Annotated in this window: 17 protein-coding genes and 1 riboswitch; of the genes, 8 read left to right on the top strand and 9 right to left on the bottom strand. The window is 73.9% G+C overall.

Translation table 11 applies throughout. From position 1 onward, the window contains the following. Positions 1–11 precede the first annotated feature (11 nt). Positions 12–947 (bottom strand): GNAT family N-acetyltransferase, encoded by a 936-nt coding sequence (locus AB0C25_RS07445; RefSeq protein WP_357370556.1) that lies wholly within the window; start codon positions 945–947, stop codon positions 12–14. 40 nt (positions 948–987) lie between these two features. Continuing rightward, positions 988–3,588: a S8 family serine peptidase gene (locus tag AB0C25_RS07440; protein ID WP_357370553.1), complete on the bottom strand. Its 2,601-nt coding sequence runs from the start codon at positions 3,586–3,588 to the stop codon at positions 988–990. A gap of 139 nt (positions 3,589–3,727) precedes the next feature. On the opposite strand from AB0C25_RS07440, the gene AB0C25_RS07435 reads away from it, so the two are divergent. Further along, the gene (locus tag AB0C25_RS07435; RefSeq protein ID WP_357371066.1) at positions 3,728–5,545 is read left to right on the top strand and encodes a glycerol-3-phosphate dehydrogenase/oxidase; all 1,818 of its coding nucleotides are present in this window, start codon (positions 3,728–3,730) and stop codon (positions 5,543–5,545) included. 88 nt (positions 5,546–5,633) lie between these two features. Then, positions 5,634–6,167 carry a hypothetical protein gene (locus tag AB0C25_RS07430; protein WP_357370551.1) on the top strand — a complete coding sequence of 178 codons (534 nt, stop codon included), beginning with the start codon at positions 5,634–5,636 and terminating at the stop codon, positions 6,165–6,167. A 67-nt stretch (positions 6,168–6,234) separates the two neighbouring features. On the opposite strand, the gene AB0C25_RS07425 is transcribed toward AB0C25_RS07430, so the two are convergent. Next, on the bottom strand, positions 6,235–7,635 hold the full coding sequence (locus AB0C25_RS07425) for an FAD-linked oxidase C-terminal domain-containing protein (RefSeq protein ID WP_357370549.1): 1,401 nt from the start codon (positions 7,633–7,635) through the stop codon (positions 6,235–6,237). Between the two features lie 68 nt (positions 7,636–7,703). Between AB0C25_RS07425 and AB0C25_RS07420 the strand changes: the two genes are divergently transcribed. Then, complete coding sequence (locus AB0C25_RS07420) at positions 7,704–7,994, top strand: DUF4031 domain-containing protein (protein ID WP_357253734.1); 291 nt, start codon at positions 7,704–7,706, stop codon at positions 7,992–7,994. Here the strand turns inward: AB0C25_RS07420 and AB0C25_RS07415 are convergent. Next, a complete protein-coding gene (locus AB0C25_RS07415; protein ID WP_357370547.1) occupies positions 7,960–8,622 on the bottom strand; it encodes a metal-dependent phosphohydrolase in 663 nt (220 codons plus the stop codon). The two genes, AB0C25_RS07420 and AB0C25_RS07415, sit on opposite strands and share 35 nt — an antisense overlap. A gap of 139 nt (positions 8,623–8,761) precedes the next feature. Here AB0C25_RS07415 and AB0C25_RS07410 point away from each other — a divergent pair, with 139 nt between their 5' ends. Next, complete coding sequence (locus AB0C25_RS07410; RefSeq protein ID WP_357371064.1) at positions 8,762–9,964, top strand: FUSC family protein; 1,203 nt, start codon at positions 8,762–8,764, stop codon at positions 9,962–9,964. Between the two features lie 14 nt (positions 9,965–9,978). On the opposite strand, the gene AB0C25_RS07405 is transcribed toward AB0C25_RS07410, so the two are convergent. Continuing rightward, the gene (locus AB0C25_RS07405) at positions 9,979–11,244 is read right to left on the bottom strand and encodes an aminotransferase class V-fold PLP-dependent enzyme (protein WP_357370545.1); all 1,266 of its coding nucleotides are present in this window, start codon (positions 11,242–11,244) and stop codon (positions 9,979–9,981) included. A gap of 46 nt (positions 11,245–11,290) precedes the next feature. Then, a riboswitch (SAM riboswitch) is annotated at positions 11,291–11,411 on the bottom strand. 23 nt (positions 11,412–11,434) lie between these two features. On the opposite strand from AB0C25_RS07405, the gene AB0C25_RS07400 reads away from it, so the two are divergent. Beyond that, positions 11,435–12,916: a PrsW family glutamic-type intramembrane protease gene (locus tag AB0C25_RS07400; RefSeq protein WP_357370543.1), complete on the top strand. Its 1,482-nt coding sequence runs from the start codon at positions 11,435–11,437 to the stop codon at positions 12,914–12,916. A 25-nt stretch (positions 12,917–12,941) separates the two neighbouring features. Here AB0C25_RS07400 and AB0C25_RS07395 read toward each other — a convergent pair whose 3' ends face one another. Together AB0C25_RS07395 and AB0C25_RS07390 are read right to left on the bottom strand one after the other, a co-directional pair. After that, entirely contained in the window at positions 12,942–13,109 is a 168-nt protein-coding gene (locus AB0C25_RS07395; protein ID WP_357253742.1) for a hypothetical protein, read from the bottom strand. 93 nt (positions 13,110–13,202) lie between these two features. Continuing rightward, on the bottom strand, positions 13,203–13,541 hold the full coding sequence (locus AB0C25_RS07390) for a co-chaperone GroES (RefSeq protein WP_355027574.1): 339 nt from the start codon (positions 13,539–13,541) through the stop codon (positions 13,203–13,205). Positions 13,542–13,647: 106 nt separating this feature from the next. On the opposite strand from AB0C25_RS07390, the gene AB0C25_RS07385 reads away from it, so the two are divergent. Next, positions 13,648–15,012, top strand: coding sequence for an AI-2E family transporter (locus tag AB0C25_RS07385; RefSeq protein ID WP_357370541.1), 1,365 nt, complete (start codon positions 13,648–13,650; stop codon positions 15,010–15,012). A 30-nt stretch (positions 15,013–15,042) separates the two neighbouring features. Here AB0C25_RS07385 and AB0C25_RS07380 read toward each other — a convergent pair whose 3' ends face one another. After that, positions 15,043–17,205, bottom strand: coding sequence for an ATP-dependent DNA helicase (locus tag AB0C25_RS07380; protein WP_357370539.1), 2,163 nt, complete (start codon positions 17,203–17,205; stop codon positions 15,043–15,045). A 143-nt stretch (positions 17,206–17,348) separates the two neighbouring features. Between AB0C25_RS07380 and AB0C25_RS07375 the strand changes: the two genes are divergently transcribed. Beyond that, the gene (locus tag AB0C25_RS07375; protein WP_357253747.1) at positions 17,349–17,855 is read left to right on the top strand and encodes a DUF402 domain-containing protein; all 507 of its coding nucleotides are present in this window, start codon (positions 17,349–17,351) and stop codon (positions 17,853–17,855) included. A gap of 18 nt (positions 17,856–17,873) precedes the next feature. Here the strand turns inward: AB0C25_RS07375 and sigJ are convergent, their stop codons facing one another. After that, entirely contained in the window at positions 17,874–18,839 is a 966-nt protein-coding gene (gene sigJ / locus AB0C25_RS07370; protein ID WP_357370537.1) for an RNA polymerase sigma factor SigJ, read from the bottom strand. 219 nt (positions 18,840–19,058) lie between these two features. Between sigJ and AB0C25_RS07365 the strand changes: the two genes are divergently transcribed. Next, positions 19,059–20,000: a PPK2 family polyphosphate kinase gene (locus AB0C25_RS07365; protein WP_357370535.1), complete on the top strand. Its 942-nt coding sequence runs from the start codon at positions 19,059–19,061 to the stop codon at positions 19,998–20,000. Positions 20,001–20,101 lie beyond the last annotated feature (101 nt).

Genomic DNA, 20,101 nt, shown 5'->3' with positions numbered 1-20,101 from the left:
TTTTGCCCTGGTTATGCCGCCGACAGGGTTCGCCGGTACAGGAAGAAGACCCGCTCGATCCGGGCACCCGCGCTGCCCGAGTAGAACGGCACCGGCCCCACCCAGCCGATCTCCGCCCGGGTCAGCCCCGTCGCCTGCTGATCTCGCAGGCACCGTCGCAGCAGCACACCGCCGATGCCCGACCCCTCGGCCGCCGGCGCGGTGCCCATCGGCCCGAACCAGCTCGGCCGCGACGACCCGTACGCGGCGAAGCCGAGCACCTCGCCGTCCCGCTCCGCCAGGTGACAACCGGCGCCGTCGCGCCCCACCGACCCGGCCAGCTCACCGTCCCACGTACCGCCGAAGGTGGACCTGGCGAACGCGGTCAACGCCGGCAGGTCCGCCGGCTCCGCCCGGCGTACGGTGACGCCCTGACCGGCCAGCCGCCGCTCCGCCGCCTCGGTGGATCGCAGCGCCGGCGACCCGTCGTACGACAGGTCCGCGGTCATGTTCCAGGCGGTCCGGTCCTGCTGGTAGCCGAGCGCGAGGGCGGCGCAGACCGCAGGGGTGTAGCGGACGTCGATGCCGGGCCACGCGTAGTACGGCGGGTTCCCGGCCAGCAACACCTCGGTCGCTCCGCGCTCGGCCAGCACCTGCTCGGCCCGCCGCAGCAGCGCCCGACCGACGCCTTGGCGGCGGTGCTCCGGCAGGACCGCGACCAGGTCCACGTGCCCGGCACCCGGCTCGGTCGCCGACACCGAGCAGAGCAGCACCCCGACCAGGTCCACACCCCGGTACGCGCCCAGCCCCACCACCGGACGGTCGGCGGCGGCCCGGGGCCAGAGAACGTCCACGATTCCGGCCGCCTCGGCGGCGTCCTCGGGCAGATCGAGGGCCTGCTCGCAGAGCCGCGCCACGGCGGGGGCCAGGTCGGGGGTCAGTTCGGTGACGGTGATCTCGGCGTCCATGGTCGCCGACCCTAGATCACCGGGTGCCGGTCCGGGTACCTCATCGCCGGGCGGCCTGGACGGCCGCGTACGCGTCGACCTGGCCCGAGCCGGTGACGTTGGACGGACCCCCGCAGGCGTCGGCCGGGTGGTCGGAGCGGTAGGTGGGTGTCGCCGCCGTCGCGGTGTCCCGCAGGATCTGCCGGGTACGGTCCACGTCGCCGACCAGCGCCGGGTTCGCCGACCACATCAGCGCGACCACCCCTGCCACCTGCGGAGTCGCCATCGAGGTGCCGTCCAGCGCCGCGTATGTGCCGCCCGGCATCGCCGACACCACACGCACGCCCGGGGCCAGCACGTCCGGCTTACCCGGGCCACCCGGCGCCGGCCCGCGCGAGGAGAACTCCGCGACCCGGCGCTGCTCGTCCACCGCGCCCACGGTCAACACGTCCGCGTACGGTGCCGGCGGGTCGTCGATCGACGCGCACCACGGCCCGGTGTTACCGGCGGCGGCGACCACGAAGATCCCGGCGGCGTCCAGCGCGGCGGTGGCCGGCCGCAGCACACCCCTGTCGCAGCCCTCGATCGGCGGGCAGCCCCACGAGTTGGTGAGCACCTGCGGGGCACGCTCCGGACGGCCGTCGGTGAACGGGTCGCCGCCGACCGGGAAGGGCGCCAGCATGAACTGGAGACAGTCCAGGTAGTGCGCGGGGCTGCCGAGGTTGCGGTCCAGGTTGACGCAGCCCACCCACTGCGCGTCCGGCGCCACCCCGATGCCGTCCCGCCCGACGGCGCTGCCCACCGTGTGGGTGCCGTGCCCGCCCTGGTCGGTGGGGCTCCGGGTGCCGTCCCACGGGTCGTACCAGGAGTCGTCCCCACCGCGGAACCCGGCGCGCAGCGCCGGATGGGTGCCGTCCACGCCCGAGTCCGAGCTGCCGACCACGATGCCGGTGCCGGTCACCCCGAGCTGGGACCACACCCGGTCGGCGCCGATCTGGCGGATGTTCCACTCTGGTCCGCTGGGCTTGGGCGCGGTACCCCGACTCTGCCCCGCCGGGGCCGGCAGCGGCCGCAGGCGTTGGCTGACCAGCACCCGGGCCACCTCCGGGCGACGGGCGAGCCAGGCCCGCACCGCCGGGCCGCCGTCTACCTCGACCGCGTTCACCAGGTAGTACGAGATCGGGTCGAGTCGTAGTCGACTCAGCCCCCGGAGCAGGTCGGCCTGGCTCTGCTCTGCGGTCGCCACCAACCGCCGGTAGACCTCCGCCGCGCGGGCGTCCCGCCCGGCCCGACCCGGCTGCCCGGCCGGCAGACCCGTCAGGTCCGCCTGCGCGCGCAGCACCACGAACAGCCGCTCGCCGTACAGGCCCGGTTGGCCGGGGCCGAGGTCGACCACGCCGAACGCCACGAGCAGCACCACGGCTGCCACCGCCGCGACCCGACGGCTCGGGGTGCGTGCCGTCGGCCGGGCGAGCAGCACCGCGTACCCGATGGCGACCAGGATGGCGACGGCGAGCCCGGCAGCGGCGGCGGCCGCCACCCAGAACGGGACGTCGCGGGTGCCCACCAGCAGCAGGGTGATCTCTTCCGGGTCGGTGAAGGCCAGCGGACCGAGTGCGGCCAGGCCCACCAGCCAGCCGGTCGCCGACCGGCCGGCGCGCGCGGCGTCGGCCGGGTCGGCGGTGGGCCGCCACGTCGCCGCCCAGAGCGCGGCCAGGGCGAAACCCACGGGTGGCAGGGTCAGCAACGCGGGCAACTGCGCGCCGGACTGGCCGGTGCCGGCCGCGAGCAGCAGCAGCGCCACCCCGGCGACCAGGCCGCCGACCAGCACCAGCCGAGCCGGCCGGGGTGGCCGGCCGACCGCGAACCGCGACCAGAAGGTGGCGTCCAGCAGCGTCGCGGCAAGCACCCCGAGCGTGGCCGCCGCCAGCAGCGCGAGCGCGGTCTCCAGGAGCCCGCCGAGCGCGCCCAGCCAGGCCCACGGCAACAGCAGCGCCACCCCGGCGGCGACCGCGAGCAGCGGAATGGGGCCGGGTGGCCGCAACCGCCCGACCGGCCCCGCGCTCCCGACGGTCTCTCGCCGTGTGGCGTCGCGGTTCGCGGTGGTATCGGGCCGCGCGGCGCCGCGGTCTCCGGTGGCGTCGGGCCGCCCGGCATCGCCGTTCGCGACGGTCTCGGGCCGTGTCGTGTCGCCGTCGTCGGCGGGTGCCGGGCCGCCGACCGAGGCGGCCGGTCCGGGGTACGCCCGCCGGCGCGCCGACCAGCGCACGACGAGTGCGCTGAGCAGCGCCACACCGGCCAGCGCGGCGAGGTACGCCTCGTGGTGCACCGGCGGAACGACCCGCAGCAGCGTCAGCACCCCGAGGACGAGTGTGCCGATCAACCAGACCCGCCCGGTGGCCCGGACAGTGGCCGACCTGGGCAGCTTGGCCAGCAGCAGGGCGGGCGTGCCCGCCAGCACGACGGTGGCCAGGGCGAGCACCGGCCAGAGCCAGGCGATCCGGTCCCGTCCGAAGCCCAGCAGCACCTGATCGGTGAGCCAACCACCGGTCTGGGTGGCCACGGTGACCGCAACCGTCCAGCAGCCGACGAACACGGCCGCGACCACCGGCCACGGGGAACTGCGGTTGCTGACTCCGGGGTACGCAGGGTGACCGTGCATCCGAGAACCTTACGACCACCACGAAGGATTTCGACCCGGCCGTCGCTTTGTGGGCGGACCGAAGTCGAGCCCGGCCAGCGGGCGGCGAATGTCGACATGCCGGCGCGGCGGTTACGGTGGACGGGTGCGTGACCCCAGTATCTCCCGATCCGTCGCCGGTCAGCTCTCGCCGATCCGCCGTGCGTCCGACCTGCGGCGGCTGCGCGCCGAGCGCTTCGACGTGCTGGTCATCGGTGGCGGGGTGACCGGTGCGGGTGCCGCACTGGACGCGGCGTCCCGAGGCCTGAAGGTGGCCCTGGTCGAGGCGCGCGATCTGGCCGCCGGCACCTCCAGCAGGTCCAGCAAACTGATCCACGGTGGCCTGCGCTACCTGGAGCAGTTGGAGTTCCACCTGGTCCACGAGGCGCTCACCGAGCGTGGCCTGCTGGCCACCCGGCTCGCGCCGCATCTGGTGCGCCCGGTGCCGATCATGGTGCCGCTGCCGGCCGGGCGGGGCCTGCGGGACCTGCCGGCCCGGATCTTCCGCCGCTCGTACTACGGCGCCGGGGTGGCCGCGTACGACGTCTTCGCCGGAGTCTTCGGCGGTGGCCGAGGCATGCCGCTGCACCGGCACCTGACCCGGGAGGGTGCCCGGAGGATCTTCCCGAGCCTCCGGGCCGACGCGGTGTCCGGGGCGATCCGCTACTACGACGGGCAGGTCGACGACGCCCGGCTGGTCGTCACCCTGGCCCGCACCGCGGCCAGCCTCGGCGCCACGGTGGTGAGCAGCGCTCGCGCCGTCGGGCTGATCCGGCAGGCACGCGAGGTCACCGGCGTACGCGTCCGGGACCTGGAGGCGCCGGCCGGCTCACCCGACGCGGAGTTCGAGGTGCACGCCCGTACCGTCATCGCCGCCACCGGGGTGTGGAGCGACGACATGTCGCGGATGCTCAACGACGTGGGCCTGCGGCCCGGCGTCCGGGTGCGCGCCTCCAAGGGGGTGCACCTGGTGGTGCCCCGCTCGGCGATCACCGGTGAGACGGGGCTCATCCTGCGGACGGCGAAGTCGGTGCTCTTCGTCATCCCGTGGGGCGGGCACTGGATCATCGGTACGACGGACACCGACTGGCGACTGGACAGGTCCCACCCGGCCGCCTCGGCCCGCGACATCGACTACCTGCTGGAGCAGGTCAACACGGTGCTGGACCGGCCGTTGACCACCGCCGACATCGAGGGGGTGTACGCCGGCCTGCGGCCACTGCTGGCCGGCGAGGCCGATTCGACCTCGAAGCTCTCCCGTGAGCACGCGGTCTTCGAGCCGATGCTCGGGCTGCTGCTGGTCGCCGGTGGTAAGTACACGACGTACCGGGTGATGGCGTCCGACGTGGTCGACCGGGCCGCCCGGCGGCTCGGTGGCGCGCGCTCGTCGCGTACGGCCGATCTGCCGTTGCTCGGGGCGGACGGCTTCCCGGCGATGTGGCGGGACCGGGCCGATCTGGCGCGCCGGCACGGTGTGCCGGTGGGCGTGGTGGAGCACCTGCTGGAGCGGTACGGCACCCTGACCCTGGACCTGCTGGCGCTTGTCGACGCCGATCCACTGCTCGCGTCTCCGCTGGCCGGTGCTCCGGAGTACCTGGCGGCGGAGGTCACCTATGCGGCGCGGGCCGAGGGTGCGCTGCACCTGGAGGACGTGCTGACCCGGCGGACCCGGATCTCGTTCGAGACCAGCCACCGGGGGTTGGAGTCGGCGGAGCACGCCGCCGAGTTGATGGGCGCGGTGCTCGGCTGGGATGCGGCCACCCGGGCTCGGGAGGTCGAGCACTACCGCGCCCGGGTGGAGGCGGAGCGGCAGTCGCAGCTGATGCCGGACGACGCCGCGGCGGACGCGGCCCGGCTCGGCGCTCCGGACGTTCGGGGTTATGCGGCCGATCGGGGTGGCGGCGATGATCAGGTTGAGTTGCGGCCGTCCGCTCGGTGACGAATTGTAACGTTACCGATGGGTAACCATCGATACCGGCCCGGATGGTGGTTTCGAACGCTACCTACGGTGGGGTAGGTTTCCGCGCGTGCTTCCCCGCGCGCACCCACGTCTGCTACTACCGGTCGTCGCCGCCGTCCTCGGCGGCGCCCTGGCCGGGTGCTCGATGTTCGACCGGGAGCCACGGGGCACTCCGGTGGCACAACCGACGGCCTCGGCGGGTGGCGGCGCGCAGCTGGAGATCCCCACCACGGTCGCGGTCGGCCAGGTCAGCCTGATTCAGCGGCTCGGCGAGGACGGCCCCCTGCGGACCCTGAGCGTCGAACGCGACGGCGCGTGGCAGTGCCTCGACTGCGCCGGTGACGGGGTCACGTCCCGGGGCACCCTCGCCCCGGAGCTGACCGAACGGCTCCAGGTGCTGCTCGCCAACCCGGCACTTGCCGACGAGACCGATCAGGCCCGGAGATACCGCTCCACCTGCATCGACGCGCTCACGTCCAGCCTGCTCACCTCGACCGGGCTGGTCACCTCGCAGGACTGCCCCGGCGAGGAGCGCACGCCGGTCGCCGGGGAGATCCTGCTGCTGCTCACCCAGGCGACCCCGGCCGAGATCAAGGGCTGACCGCGGGACAGCTCAGATCAACGGCTGTTCCCCGGGCCAGCTCAGATCAACGGCTGACCCGGGCAGCTCAGAGCACCTTGCCCGGGTTGAGCAGACCGGCCGGGTCCAGTGCCGACTTGATCGCCTGGTGCACCCGGACGCCGACCGGCCCGATCTCCCGGGCCAGCCACTCCCGCTTGAGCAGCCCCACCCCGTGCTCTCCGGTGCAGGTGCCGCCCAGGTCCAGACCGAGCCGCATGATCTCGTCGAAGGCCCGCCGGCCCCGCTCCACGCTCGCCGGGTCGGCCCGGTCGACCACGATGTTCGGGTGCATGTTGCCGTCCCCGGCGTGCCCCACCACGCCGATCGGCACCTCGCACTCCACGGCGATCCGGGCCACCCCGTCCAGCAGCGCGGCGAGCGAGCCGCGCGGTACCGCCACGTCGTCGATCACCAGACCGCCGTTGCCGCCCGGGTAGGCGTCGGCCGCGAACTTCTCCATCGCCGGGTGGGCCAGTCGCCGCGCCTGCAACAGCGCCGCCGCCTCCACCGCGTCGGTGGCCGCGTAGACCTCGTCGGCGCCGGCCGCCGTGCAGACCTCGGCCAGGCTGGCCAGGTCGTCGGCGGCCCGGGGGCCGGTGTCCGCGGCGGCCAGCAGCAGGGCCTGGGCGTCGGTCCGCAGCCCCATCGGCTGGTACGCCTCGATCGCCCGCAGGTGGGTCTGGTCCAACAGTTCCAACAGGCTGGGGGTGAGCCCACGGGCCGCGATCTCGGCCACCGCCGCGCCGGCCGCTGCTGTCGATCCGAAGACCGCCACCAGGGTCAGCGAGTCGGCCGGGGCGGGCCGCAGCGCCACAGTCACCTCGGTGATCACGCCGAGGGTGCCCTCCGACCCGACGAAGAGCCGGGTCAGGTCGTAGCCGGCCACCCCCTTGGCCGTCCGCCGACCGGTGCGCAGCACCTCACCCGAGGCGAGCACCACCTCCAGGCCGAGCACGTACTCGGTGGTCACCCCGTACTTCACGCAGCACATGCCGCCGGCGTTGGTGGCCACGTTGCCGCCGATCGTGGACGACTCCCAGGAGCCGGGGTCCGGCGGGTACCAGAGCCCCTGCCTGGCCACTGCGCCGGCCAGCGCCGCGTTGACCACCCCCGGCTGGACCACCGCGATCCGGCTCACCGGGTCGATCTCCCGGATCTCGTCCATCGCGACGGTGCTCAGCACCACCGCGCCGTCCACCGCGTTCGCCGCGCCGGCCAGCCCGGTCCGCGCGCCCTGCGGCACCACAGGTACGCCGTGTCGCGCCGCCGCCCGGACCACCGCGACCACCTGTTCGGTGCTGCGCGGACGGGTCACCACGAGCGGGGTGCCGGCCGCGCACAGGTCGGCCTCGTCCCGCTGGTGCATGCGCAGCAGGTCCGGGTCGGTGAGCACGGCGTCGGCACCGAGCGCGGCGCGGAGATCGTCCAGGAGCGTGGTGGGGGCCATGCAGCCGAGGCTAGGTCGCCAGCCGGCGATCATCAACGTGATCAACTACGCGGGATAGCTTGGACGTCATGCTCTACCTGGACCGGCCGGCCTGGCCGTGGCGCGGTCGGCTCTGGTCGCACCTGATCAGTGACGTCTCGTACGCCGAGCTGCACGCCTTCGCCGAGGCCCTCGGCGCGCCCCGCCGCGGCTTCGACCGGGACCACTACGACATCCCCGCCGACCGGTTCGCGGCGGCGGTGTGGCTCGGCGCCCAGGTGGTGCCGAGCCGGGAATTGGTCCGGTTGCTCCGCGCCGCCGACCTGCGCCGCCCGAAGCACCTGGTCAGCCCGCGCCCGTCGGCGGCCCCGCAGCGGTGAGGGTGGCCAACTCCCGGCGTACGTTGCCCCGGGCGGGCTCCTCCCAGCGGGCCGCCAGCGGCGGCAGACGAAACAGCGCGGGCAGCGCCAGCAGGCCGCCGAGCACCGCCGCCCGCCCAGCCCGGAAGGCCGGCTCCGGCACGTGCGCGTACTCCCGTCGGATCGCCGTCGCGTACCTGTCGTAGGTCGCAGGGGGCGCGGCCAGCACGGCGAGGTCCGCGTCGCAGAGCAGCGCGCCGTCCCGATCGTCCGGACCCACGACGTGCCCGGCGGTGAGCAGCACCAGCCGACGTACCTCGGCCGCCGTGGGCCCCGGCATCCCGAGCCCGCCGAGCACGCTCTCGGCCAGCGCGGCGCTGTCCTGTTCGTTGGCGTCACCGCCGGCCCGCGGATCGTAGACCGCGTCGTGCCACCAGGCCGCCAGCCGGACCAGGTCGGCCCGGTCGGCCAGCCCGGCGTGCTCGTCCACCACATCGAGCACCGCCGTCAGGTGGGCCACCGTGTGGTAGTGCCGGTGCGGCTCCCGCCACCTGTCGAGCAGCCGTTCGCCGGCCCGGGTCCACCCCGCGTCCGGCGTCGTACCAGCACCCCGGGCTGCCGCCCGCCACCGCTCCAGCAGATCGACCACCGGCCGAGTCTGCCGCATCCGGGCACGGCGCGCGACGCGGAAGGATTCAGCGGGGCTGTCCCGGGTAGTCGCGCCCATGGCCGTGGCCCGGGACAAGCGACCACCAATGGTGCGACGTACCGCGCTGCGCGACGGGCTGGTGGACGTCGACGGCGCACGGATCGCCGAGGCCACCGAGCAACTGCGCGATCGCGGCCGGGCCACCCTGCACGACCGGCTGCACCGGGTACGGATGGCCGGCGGGCTGGCCGTGCAGGCGGGGCTTGCCGCCGGGCTGGCGTACCTGATCTCGCACAAGGTGCTCGGCAACCCGCAACCGGTCTTCGCGCCGATCTCCGCGGTCGGCACCCTCGCCGCGTCGGTCGGTCAGCGGTTCCGCCGGACCATCGAGCTGATCGCCGGGGTGGGGATCGGGGTGGCCATCGGCGACTTCCTGATCTACCTGCTCGGCACCGGGGCCTGGCAGCTCGGCCTGGTGGTCACCGTCGCGATCCTGTTCACGATCTTCGCCGGGGCGAGCGTCGCCATCGTCATCCAGGCGGCGGCCACGGCGGTACTGATCGTGACGCTGAGCCCATCAACCCAGAATCTGGAGATCCCTCGCTTCGTGGACGCCTTCCTCGGTGGCGGCGTCGCGCTCCTGGTGACCGCCGTGCTGCTGCCGCTGAACCCGCTCCGGGTGATCAACCGGGCCGCCCGGCCGGCGCTGGACCTGCTCGCCGCCCAGCTCGACGCCACCGCGGACGGGTTGCGCAACCGGGACCGCGCCGGCGTCCAACGGGCCCTGGACCGGCTGCGCAACAACAAGGAGGAACTGGCCACGTTGGCCGAGGCGATCGAGGGGGCGAAGGAGACCGCCACCCTCTCCCCGGCCCGCTGGCACCGCCGCAGCGAGCTGATCCACTACGCGGAGGCGGCCGACCCGATCGACCGGGCGATGCGCAACACCGGCACGCTGATCCGCCGGTCCGTCACGTTGATCGAGGACGACGAGCCGGTACCGGATCCGATGCCGGACGCGATGGGCCACCTCGCCGAGTCGGTCCGGCTGCTCAAACACGAGTTCGCCGCCGGCGAGGAACCGGAGAAGGCCCGGGAGCGGTCGCTGCGGGCGGTCAGCGAGGCGGGTCGGGCGTACGGCGCCGGCGTCGGCTTCTCCGGCAGCGTGGTCGTCGCCCAGATCCGGACCACCGCCAGCGACCTGCTGGTGGCCTCCGGAATCGAGCAGGAGGAGGCGAACCGGTGGATCCGCACCGCCTTCGGGGAGCAGGAGCGGCCGGTCGGTGAGCCGGCCGAGCCGGGCGAGGCGCCGAAACCGCCGACCGCCCCGCCCGTCGGCTGACCGCGCCGCGCTCCTCAGCCCAACTCGGCGAGCGCCGCGAGCAGCCGGTCCACCTGCTCGACGGTGCTGCCCAGGCCGAGGCTGGCGCGCAACGCCGTGGGCGGCAGGTCCCGTCGGCCGGTACGCCCCGCCGCCTCGGCGAGCAGCCGCCGGGCCAGCGGGTGGGCACAGAACAACCCGTCCCGTACGCCGATCCGGTGCGTGCTGGCCAGCCGCGCGGCCACGTCGGCGGAGTCCCAGCCGGCGACCAGGAACGAGACGATGCCGACCCGCGGCGCGTCGGGGCCGAAGGTGCGCAGCTCCACCACGTGCGGCAGCGCCTCGATGCCGGTCCGCAGTCGTGCCAGCAGCGCCTGCTCGTGGGCGGCCAGCGCGTCCCGGTCGGCCGCGCCGAGCGCCGCGCACACGGCCGCCAGCGCGACCGCGCCGAGCAGGTTCGGGGTGCCACCCTCATGCCGGGCCGGACCGGTTGCCCAGGTCACGTCGTGGGTGGCCGGGCCGACGTGGCTGGTGGCGCCCCCACCCGCCAGGTACGGCGGGGCGGCGTCCAGCCAGTCCGCCCGGCCGATCAGCACGCCCGCACCGAACGGCGCGTACAGCTTGTGGCCGGACACGGCCAGGTAGTCGACGTCGAGCGCCAACAGGTCGACCGGGGCGTGCGGGGCGAGTTGTGCGGCATCGAGCACGATCCGGGCACCGTGCCGGTGCGCCACCCGGGCCAACTCGGCGACCGGCCACCGCTCACCTGTCACGTTGCTCGCACCCGTCACCGCGACCAGCACCGGCAGCGCCGGACTGCTGCCCCGGCGCAGCTCGGTGAGGGCGGCGGCGAGGTCGCGTACCGCCCCGGCGGGATCGGCCGGCACCGGCAGCCGTACCGAACCGCGGGGCCAGGGCAGCAGGTTGGCGTGGTGCTCGGAGGCGAAGGTGACCACCGTCGTGCCGGCCGGCAGCGACCGCGCCAGCAGGTTGAGCGCGTCAGTGGTGTTGCGGGTGAAGATCACGTGATCGTCCGCCCGGACGCCGAAGAAGTCACCGATCGTCTGCCGCGCCTGCTCGTACGCGAGGGTGCAGCGCCGCGACAGCGCTCCCGCGCCGCGATGCACGCTGGCGTACCAGGGCAGCAGCTCGGCCACCGCGTCGGCGGCGGCCCGCGCGCACGGTGCGCTCGCCGCGTAGTCCAGGTTGATCTCACCGGGCACGCCGAGGACGTCCAGCGGCACCGACGCGGGCGCGATGGTGGGCAAAGTGGGCAGCGAGGGAACGAGGGTGACGGGCATGCCGGAACCTCCGGGGTCAGGGACCCCGGGTGCGGCATCGGGACGGGGTCCGCGCTTGCCCAGCACACCGATCGGGCTGGGCCCGGTCATCACCCGGGGCACCCCACCGCGAACTCGACGAGGGTTGCCGGCCAGCAAGCCGGGGCTGAACGCTGGCACTCGTGACCTGCGGGCAGCATAGCGGCAACCGATGCGACCGGACCAGCCGGCGGCGGATGGCTACGCTGACCGCATGGCCGACACCCCGCCCGGTACGCCCCTGCCGTCGCCGCCCGCGCCCGCGGCCCCGTCCGTCGGTGGAGCGCCCCGGATGCCGCTGCGCCGGCTGGGCTGGCGGCGGTTTTTGGTGTTGGCCGGGGTGGTGCTGCTCATCGCCGCCTGCGCGGTGTTCATCGTCTTCAGGCTCGGCCAGTCGCTCGGCGTGCAGGCACTGCTGATCGGGGTGGCCGCCGCCATCCTGCCGGTGCCGGTGCTGGTCGCCTGCTTCCTCTGGCTGGACCGGTACGAACCGGAGCCGTTGAAGTATCTGATCTTCTGCTTCGGCTGGGGAGCATTCGTCTCCACCGCCGCCTCGCTCACGGTCAACGAATTCGCCGCCAACCGGTTCGCCGCCTGGGGGCTGCCCGACGCGCTCACCGGCGTGCTGGTGGCGCCGTTCATCGAGGAGTTGACCAAGGCGCTGGGACCGATCCTGCTGCTGGTGTTCCGGCGACGGGAGTGGTCCGGGATCACCGACGGCCTGGTCTACTGCGGGCTGTCCGCGGTCGGCTTCGCCATGGTGGAGAACATCCTCTACCTGGGTGGGCTGGGTTACGCGTCCGGAGCCGACCGGTACGGCCCGGTGACCGGCGTCAACCAGGTCATCTCGATCTTCATCCTGCGGATCCTGCTGTTCGGGTTCGCCCATCCGCTCTTCACCTCGATGACCGGTGTGGGGCTGGGCATCGCGGCGCGGACGGCCGACCGGCGGGTCCGGGTGCTCGCCCCGATCGGCGGCCTGCTGCTGGCGATGATGTTGCACGGCACGTGGAACCTGCTGCCCACGCTGACCCAGGTCACCGGCGAGGCGTTGATCATGCTGTACGGCTTCCTGGGCCTGATGGTGCCGGTCTTCTTCGGCATGGTGGGTCTCGCGGTGTGGCTGCGCGCCTGGGAGGGGCGGCTCACCGAGCGGACCCTGCCGGACTACGTCCGCGCCGGTTGGCTGAGCCCACCCGAGGTGGCAGCGCTGAGCAGCCTCGGCCGGCGGCACGCGGCCCGCAGTTGGGCGCGGCGGGTGGCCGGCGACGCCGGGGTGCGGGCGATGCGCGGTTACCAGTCCACCGCCACCCGACTGGCCCTGCTGCGCGACGGCTCGGTGCGCGGCCTGGACCGCAAGCCCGCCGACCAGGAACGGACCGCGCGGGAGGAGCGGGAGCTGCTGGACGCGATGAACGCGTACCGGTCGTTCTTCGTCGGTCGGGACCCGCAGACCCCGACGGGGGTCTGGGACGGCAGCCGCTACCACCTGCGCTTCCCGGACGGTACGCAGCGGCCGGTGGAAGCGCCGGACGACCCGGTGGTGCCGATCCCGGTGGTGCTGGCCCCCGCGCCGCAGCCTCCGGTGGGCTACGCCCCGCCCGGTTGGCCCGGCCCGCGCCCGGCGGCGCCGTGGCCCCCGGGTCACCCCTGACGGCGGGCGCCCCCGGCCGGCGGCCTCACGTCATCAGCGAGGTGAGGAAGTCACCGAAGCCCTGGAACATCGCCATCAGCGCACCACCGATGGCCTTGAAGATCTGCGCGGCGCCGTCCGGCCGGAAGGCCATGAAGTAGATCAGGAACGCGACACTGCCCCAGGTCAACAGCTTCTTCACGAATACTGGCATCGTCCCTCCCCAGGGCCACGGTCGCCGGATGGCTTCCCGTCGTGCGGCCGGGCAAACGATGCGCGGCCCGGCCTGCTGGCCGGGGGAGGTGCGTCAGAGGTAGAGGCCGGTGGGGTCGTTCTCGATCCGCTCGGCGGCCACCGCGTGCACGTCGCGCTCCCGCAGCAGCACGTACCCGCGGCCGTGCAGCTCGACCTCGGAGCGGTCGTCGGGGTCGAAGAGCACCCGGTCGCCGGACACGATGGCGCGCACGTTCGGCCCCACCCCGACCGCCGTGGCCCAGGCGAGGCGCTTACCGACCTGGGCCGTCGCCGGGATGACGATGCCGGCGGTGGAACGGCGCTCGCCCTCGCTGCCCTCCATCCGCACCAGCACTCGATCGTGCAACAGGCGGATCGGCAGGCCGGCGTCCAGATCATTGTCGGCGGTCACGCCGCAGACGCTACCGTGTGGCCGACGGCGGGTCCGCCGGTGGTTACGCCGGTGGTGGTCGGGGCATTGTGTGGCGGAACTGCCCTACGGTGTCCGGAACGGACGTATGCTGTCCGACCTGTCGCTGTGGGCGGGCCGGTACAACTGCCAGGAGGTGCGCTTGAGCCGCTTCGAGCGGGTACGCGGGCGGCTTCGTCGCGCCTACCAGTCACGACAGGAGCCGGCGCGCGCCGACGAGGGCATTTCGCCCGACGAGTTGGGCGACGTGTCGGACGCCGCACGGGTGGCGTCGCCCGCCGTGCCGGGGCCGACCGCACCGCCGACGGCCTCGGTCTTCGGCGCGGAACCTCCGGTGGACCTGCACAGCTCGACCTCCAGCCGGGACGACGCCGACGTCCCGCACGGGCTGCGGATCGCCGCGGCCTGGTGCTGGCGGCTGATCGTGATCGGTGTGGTCGCCTGGGCCCTGCTCAGGATCGTCAGCACCGTCAAGATTGTGATCATTCCGCTGGCCATCGCGCTGCTGCTCTCCGCGCTGCTCGCGCCGGCGGTGGGCTGGCTGCTGCGGGCTCGGTTGCCCCGGTCGCTGGCGACGGCGGTGGTGCTGGTCGGCGGTCTCGCCGCGGTGATCGGCACGCTGACGCTCGTGGTGAACGAGTTCATCCGAGGTGTGCCCGAGCTGAGTGAGAAGTCCTCGGAGGGCGTCCGGCAGATCCAGAACTGGCTGAAGACGGGTCCACTGCACCTGTCCGACACCCAGCTCGACCGCTACATCGACGAGGCGCAGGCCTGGATCAACGACAACACCTCGAAGTTCACCAGCGGCGCACTGAGCACCGCCGCCACCCTGGCCGAGGTGCTGACCGGCACGCTCCTGGTGCTCTTCGCGACGTTCTTCTTCCTGCGCGACGGCAACCGGATCTGGCGCTTCCTGGTCCGGCTGCTGCCGGTGGCCGCCCGGTGGAAGGTCGACGACGCGGGCCGCGCCTCCTGGCACACGCTCGGCGCCTACGTCCGCGCGACAGTCCTGGTGGCCTTCATCGACGCGGTCGGCATCGGCATCTTCCTCGTCGTCTTCGACATCCCGTTCGCCTTCCCGCTGGCCGCGCTCGTCTTCCTCGGCGCGTTCATCCCGATCGTCGGCGCGGCGCTCTCCGGTGGCGTGGCGGTGCTGGTGGCACTCGTCGACAGCGGCCCGGGTATCGCGTTGATCATCCTCGGAGCAGTGATCCTCGTGCAGCAGGTGGAGGGCCACATCCTCCAACCGCTGATCATGGGACGAGCGGTCGCCCTCCACCCGCTCGCGGTGATCATCGGCATCGCCGCGGGTGTCGTACTCGCCGGCATCACCGGAGCGCTGGTCTCCGTGCCGCTCATCGCGGTGCTGAACACCGGGGTCCGCCGGCTCGCCGCCCGGAGGGTCCCGGACACCCCACCCGACGCGGTGGTCGTCGCCTCCCAGGCCCCCTGACCCGCCGGGCCGTCGCGCGGCGGGGCTGGGTCAGGACTTGGCGAGGCGTTGCAGGGCGCCCCGGGCCACCTCGGGGCGGGTCGTGTACCAGAACGGCGGCAGCGAGCGGCGCAGGAACGGCCCGTAGCCACGGGCCGTCTCCAGCCGGGAGTCGAGCACCGCGACCACGCCCCGGTCGCCGGTCGCCCGGATCAGCCGGCCCACACCCTGAGCCAGCCGGACCGCCGCGATCGGCACGCTGACCGCCGAGAAGCCGGAACCACCGCCCGCGTCCACGGCCGCGGCACGGGCCGCCGCCAACGGCTCGTCCGGGCGTGGGAAGGGCAGTCGGTCGATGACGACGAGCTGGCAGGCGTCACCCGGCACATCCACGCCCTGCCAGAGCGACATCACGCCGAACAGGCAGCTGGCCCGTTCCTCCCGGAATCGGCGGACCAGCAACGGCAGCGCCTCCTCGCCCTGCAACAGCACCGGCAGGTCGGTCCGCGCGCGCAGCAGCTCCGCCGCCTGCTGCGCCGCCCGCCGAGAGGAGAAAAGCCCGAGAGTACGACCACCGAGCGCCTCGACCAGCCCCAACAACTCCTCCCCGGCGGCGTCGGGAAGCCCGGAGACGCTCGGGCGGGGCAGGTGCGCGGCGACGTACAGGATGCCCTGCCGGGCGTAGTCGAACGGCGAACCAACGTCGAGTGAGCGCCAACCGGGACCCTCGCTCGCCGGTACGACAGCACTCGGGGCGGCGTCGCCGGCAAGCCGACGGCCCGGTGACTCGGCGACCGGGCGACCCGGGCCGGTGCGGGCAGCCTGTGCGGCAGCGGCGGGGGTCGGCGGGGCGGGCGGCGGCGCGTCCAACCCGAGGGCGCGGGCCACCGTGTCGAACCGACCGCCCAACGCCAGGGTCGCGGAGGTGGCGACGACGGTGCGCTCGTCGTACAGGTGGGTGGCGAGGGTGCCGGCCACCGACAGCGGCGCGACGACGAGCGCCCGACGGCTGCCGCTGTCGTTCTTCTCCACCCAGGCCACGTCGTGGTCGCCCTCCTCCAGCAGCCGCTGGGCGGTGGTGGAGAGTTCGTCCAGGGCGGCCTTGGCCTGCTGCTTGCGGACCGGGTCGGGATCGTCGGACTTGATGTCGCCGATCGCGTCCAGCGCGGAGCGGGTCGCCGCGTCGAGCAGCGTGCACGCCTCCCGCAGCGGCGTCGGCAGCCCGGCGGTGAGTCGCCCGGCCGGCGCCTCGGCCAGCCCGACCGCGAGGGCGTCACCGGCGGCGGTGAGCGCCTCGGCGGTCTCCGGCCGCAGCAGCGTACGGGCCCGCCGGGTGGTCCGGTCGATCAGCTCCGGCACCAGCTCCGCCTGGGCCGCGGAGGAGACCCGGTCGGCCAGCTCGTGCGCCTCGTCGACGATGAGCAGCTTGTGTGGCGGCACGATGTGCCGGTCGGCGAGCATGTCGACAGCGAGCAGGCTGTGGTTGGTCACCACGATGTCGGCCTCGCGGGCACGGGCGCGGGACGCCTCGGCGAAGCACTCCTGCCCGAACGGGCAACGGGTCGCGCCGACGCACTCGCGGGCCGGCATGGACACCAGCCGCCAGGCCTGGTCGTCGACGCCGGGGTCCAGCTCGTCGCGGTCGCCGGTGGCGGTCTTCTCGGCCCAGTCGCGCAGCCGCTCGACCTGCTTGCCCAACCGGCCCGCCTCACCGAGCCACTTCGTGCCGCCCCCCGGACGGGCCGCGGGGGCGTCGAAGAGGGTGTCCTCCGGTTCCTCCTCGGTGGAGTTGTCCAGTCGGGCGAGGCACAGGTAGTGGTGGCGACCCTTGAGGACCGCGAAGGTGGGCCGGCGTCCCAGCACCGGCTCGACCGCGTCGGCCAGCCGGGGCAGGTCGTGGTCGACAAGCTGCGACTGCAACGCCAGGGTGGCGGTGGAGACCACCACCGGGCCGTCCACGGTGAGCGCCGGCGCAAGGTAGGCAAGCGACTTGCCGGTGCCGGTGCCGGCCTGCACGAGCAGGTGCTCGCCGCCGGCCACGCACTCCTCGATCGCCGTGGTCATCTGCAGCTGGCCGGGGCGTTCCGCGCCGCCGGGCACCGCGCCGACCGCCGCCGCCAGCAGCTCCGTGCCGCTGGGCCGGGCACCCCGCCGCCGGCCCTTGGCGCGGGCCGACGGAGTGGCGGAACCGGTGGTGCTGCGGGGCGGAGTCACCGTGCGACGGTACCCGCCGCCGCCGACACCGGCCGTGCCCCTCCGCCGCGTGGCGCGCGACCGGCCACGCTTGTTGTCCAGGTCGCGCCGCCCGGTTACCGCCGCACTACGACGGGTGGGCAGTATCGGTTAGGGTGCGAATCATGCCGAGCGACATGGTCCGTGTGATCTACCGCAAGTACGACGGCAGCGCCCACCGCGACTACCCGGCCCGCCGGCTCACCGAGGACGACCTCGGCATCTGGCTCGGCGTGCCCCAGGGCACCGAGTCGGTCTACCACGGCCGGCCGTCGGTGGAGAAGATCCCGTTCGTTCTGCTGGTGCCACACCGCGCCTGGTGGACAGCCATGTTCAACCCCCCGCCCCGCACCAGCGAGGTCTACTGCGACATCACCACCCCGGCCCGCTGGGAGTCCGACGACACCGTCCACCTGATCGACCTGGACCTGGACGTCGTCCGGCGTCGGGCCACCGGCCTGGTGGAGCTGCTGGACGAGGACGAGTTCGCCGAGCACCGGGCGCGCTTCGGCTACCCGGACGACGTGGTGGCCGAGGCCGAGGCCGCGGCGCAACGACTCTTCGGAGCGCTCGGCGACGGCACCGAGCCGTTCGCCACCTCGTACCGCAAGTGGTTGGGCCTGGTGGTCTGACGCCGCGCGCCCGGCCGTCTACCAGCGCGGTGGCCAGCGGTCGTCGTCGCCGAGCGAGGGCAGGTCGGCCAGTTTCTCCGGGTTGATCTGGTTGTAGATGGCGGTGATCCGACCCTGGTCCACGGCGAACACGGTGACCAGGCGGATCGGCCGTCCGTCACTGTGCACGGTCTCCATCTGCAGGCCGAGCGCGCCATCGACGAGCACGAGCCGGGCCAGCACCCGTCCGGCGTAGCGACCGGTCCGGCCGAACAGGCCGAGCGTGAAGCGACCCACGGCGTCCGCGCCGACGACCGGCTGGCGGGCCGAGGGGTAGTGCCCGCCGGAGTCACCGACGAAGACCACGTCCGGCGCGAGCACCTGGAGCAGTTGGTCCAGCTCGCCGGACTCGGTGGCGGCGACGAACGCTTCGAGCACCCGGCGCTGCTCGGCCAGGTCCGCGGTGTGCCGGGGCACGTCCGGCGCGGTGACCGCCCGGCGTGCCCGGTGGGCGAGCTGCCGGGCCGCCACCTCGGTGGTGCCGAGCACGTCGGCGACCCGGGCGAACGGCACCGCGAACACGTCGTGCAGCACGAGCGCGACCCGCTGCTCCGGCGCGAGTCGCTCCAGCACGACGAGCAGCGCCGTGCCGACCTGGTCGGTGCGGACCGCCCGTTCGGCCGGGTCCGGCGCGTACCCGTCCGTGGTCGTCGCCGCGCCCAACGGGCTCACCACCGGCTCCGGCAGCCACTGCCCGGGGTACGCCTCCCGGCGGACCCGCGCCGAGCGGAGCACGTCCAGGCAGATCCGGGCGCAGGTGGTGGTCAGCCACGCGGACAGCTCGCGGATCTCGGCGCGGGCGCTCGGGTCGGCGAGAGCCCCGGCGTAGCGCAGCCAGGTCTCCTGCACGGCGTCCTCCGCCTCACTGCGGCTGCCCAGCATCCGGCGGGCCACCGAGAGCAGCCGCCCCCGCTCGGCCTCGAACTCCGTCGCCAGATCCCGCACGACCCACCACCCTCCCCGCCGGCACCGTCCAGGCGTCCATCCTCCCGCCGACCGTGCGCGCCGGCAGCCCCGCGCCCGACGGTGGGTCGGACCCGCGGACCGGCCGCGCCGCCGGTCCCGTACCCGACGGCGGGTCGGACCCGCGGACCGTGCCGACCGGTGGTGGGGCCGGGTGGGCCTCGGCGGGCGGATCGCCTGCGATTGGGCGATGATCCGTGGATGAGCGCACCCCGGCAAGGGCAGATCGTGGCACCGGACGGCGGTTCCGTGCGGGAGTTGCTGCGGGTCACCGCACCCGTGGATCTGGGCGCGGTCGACCCGCGGTCCACGCCCGGCGTGCCGGGTACGGCGGGGCGCGGCGAGCACCGGAAGGCCTGGGCACGGGAGCAGGTGGAGCTGGTCGGCGGCGAACTGGCCCGGCAGCAGGAAATGCTCTACGCGATGGCCAAGACCGGGTCGGACCGCCCGGCGCGCCGGGTGCTGCTGGTGCTCCAGGCGATGGACTGCGGTGGCAAGGACGGGACGATCAAGCGGGTGGCCGGCGCGATGAACCCGCTGGGCCTGCACATCCGCTCGTTCGGGCCGCCGACCCGCCAGGAGTTGCGGCACGACTTCCTGTGGCGGATCCGGCGGGAGTTGCCGCCGCCGGGGTACGTGGGGATGTTCAACCGCTCGCACTACGAGGACGTGTTGATCGCCCGGGTCGGCTCGCTGGTGCCGGAGGCGACCTGGCGAGCCCGCTATGACGAGATCAACTCGTTCGAGCGGGAGCTGACCGAGGGGCGGCTGACCGTGCTCAAGGTGATGTTGCACATCTCGTACGCCGAGCAGGGCAAGCGCCTGCTGGAACGGCTCACCGACCCACGCAAGCACTGGAAGTACAACCCCTCCGACGTCGACTCCCGGTCGCACTGGGACGACTACCAGGCCGCGTACGCCGAGGCCCTCAGCCGGTGCGGCACGGACGCCGCGCCCTGGTTCATGGTGCCGGCGGACCGTAAGTGGTACCGGGACTGGGCGGTGGCTCATCTGCTGCGTGAGACGTTCGACACCCTCGACCTGGGGTATCCGGCTGCCGATTTCGACGTCGATCGTGAGCGGGAGCGATTGGTTGCTGGGGGAGTGGTTGCAGGTGGGACGGCCGAGATGAACAGCAGGTGAACGAGCGGTGAATGAGGCTTGGCCAGGGGTGGGCCGGCGAATTCGCGGTTCTACCGGCTCCTAGCATTCACCGAGCGGACGTTCTTCGGGCGCCGCCACCC

This window comes from Micromonospora sp. NPDC048839 (assembly GCF_040649915.1).
Taxonomy (GTDB): domain Bacteria; phylum Actinomycetota; class Actinomycetes; order Mycobacteriales; family Micromonosporaceae; genus Micromonospora.
This window is presented reverse-complemented; position numbering and strand designations above follow the sequence as displayed.

What these genes read in the sequence shown, in the direction of transcription:
- AB0C25_RS07420 (WP_357253734.1), top strand. Translation starts at nt 7,704, where the DNA reads ATGCTCTACCTGGACCGGCCGGCCTGGCCGTGGCGCGGTCGGCTCTGG.
- AB0C25_RS07445 (WP_357370556.1), bottom strand. Translation starts at nt 947, where the DNA reads ATGGACGCCGAGATCACCGTCACCGAACTGACCCCCGACCTGGCCCCC.
- AB0C25_RS07405 (WP_357370545.1), bottom strand. Translation starts at nt 11,244, where the DNA reads ATGCCCGTCACCCTCGTTCCCTCGCTGCCCACTTTGCCCACCATCGCG.
- AB0C25_RS07375 (WP_357253747.1), top strand. Translation starts at nt 17,349, where the DNA reads ATGCCGAGCGACATGGTCCGTGTGATCTACCGCAAGTACGACGGCAGC.
- AB0C25_RS07440 (WP_357370553.1), bottom strand. Translation starts at nt 3,588, where the DNA reads ATGCACGGTCACCCTGCGTACCCCGGAGTCAGCAACCGCAGTTCCCCG.
- AB0C25_RS07395 (WP_357253742.1), bottom strand. Translation starts at nt 13,109, where the DNA reads ATGCCAGTATTCGTGAAGAAGCTGTTGACCTGGGGCAGTGTCGCGTTC.
- AB0C25_RS07365 (WP_357370535.1), top strand. Translation starts at nt 19,059, where the DNA reads ATGAGCGCACCCCGGCAAGGGCAGATCGTGGCACCGGACGGCGGTTCC.
- AB0C25_RS07425 (WP_357370549.1), bottom strand. Translation starts at nt 7,635, where the DNA reads ATGGCCCCCACCACGCTCCTGGACGATCTCCGCGCCGCGCTCGGTGCC.
- AB0C25_RS07400 (WP_357370543.1), top strand. Translation starts at nt 11,435, where the DNA reads ATGCGACCGGACCAGCCGGCGGCGGATGGCTACGCTGACCGCATGGCC.
- AB0C25_RS07385 (WP_357370541.1), top strand. Translation starts at nt 13,648, where the DNA reads ATGCTGTCCGACCTGTCGCTGTGGGCGGGCCGGTACAACTGCCAGGAG.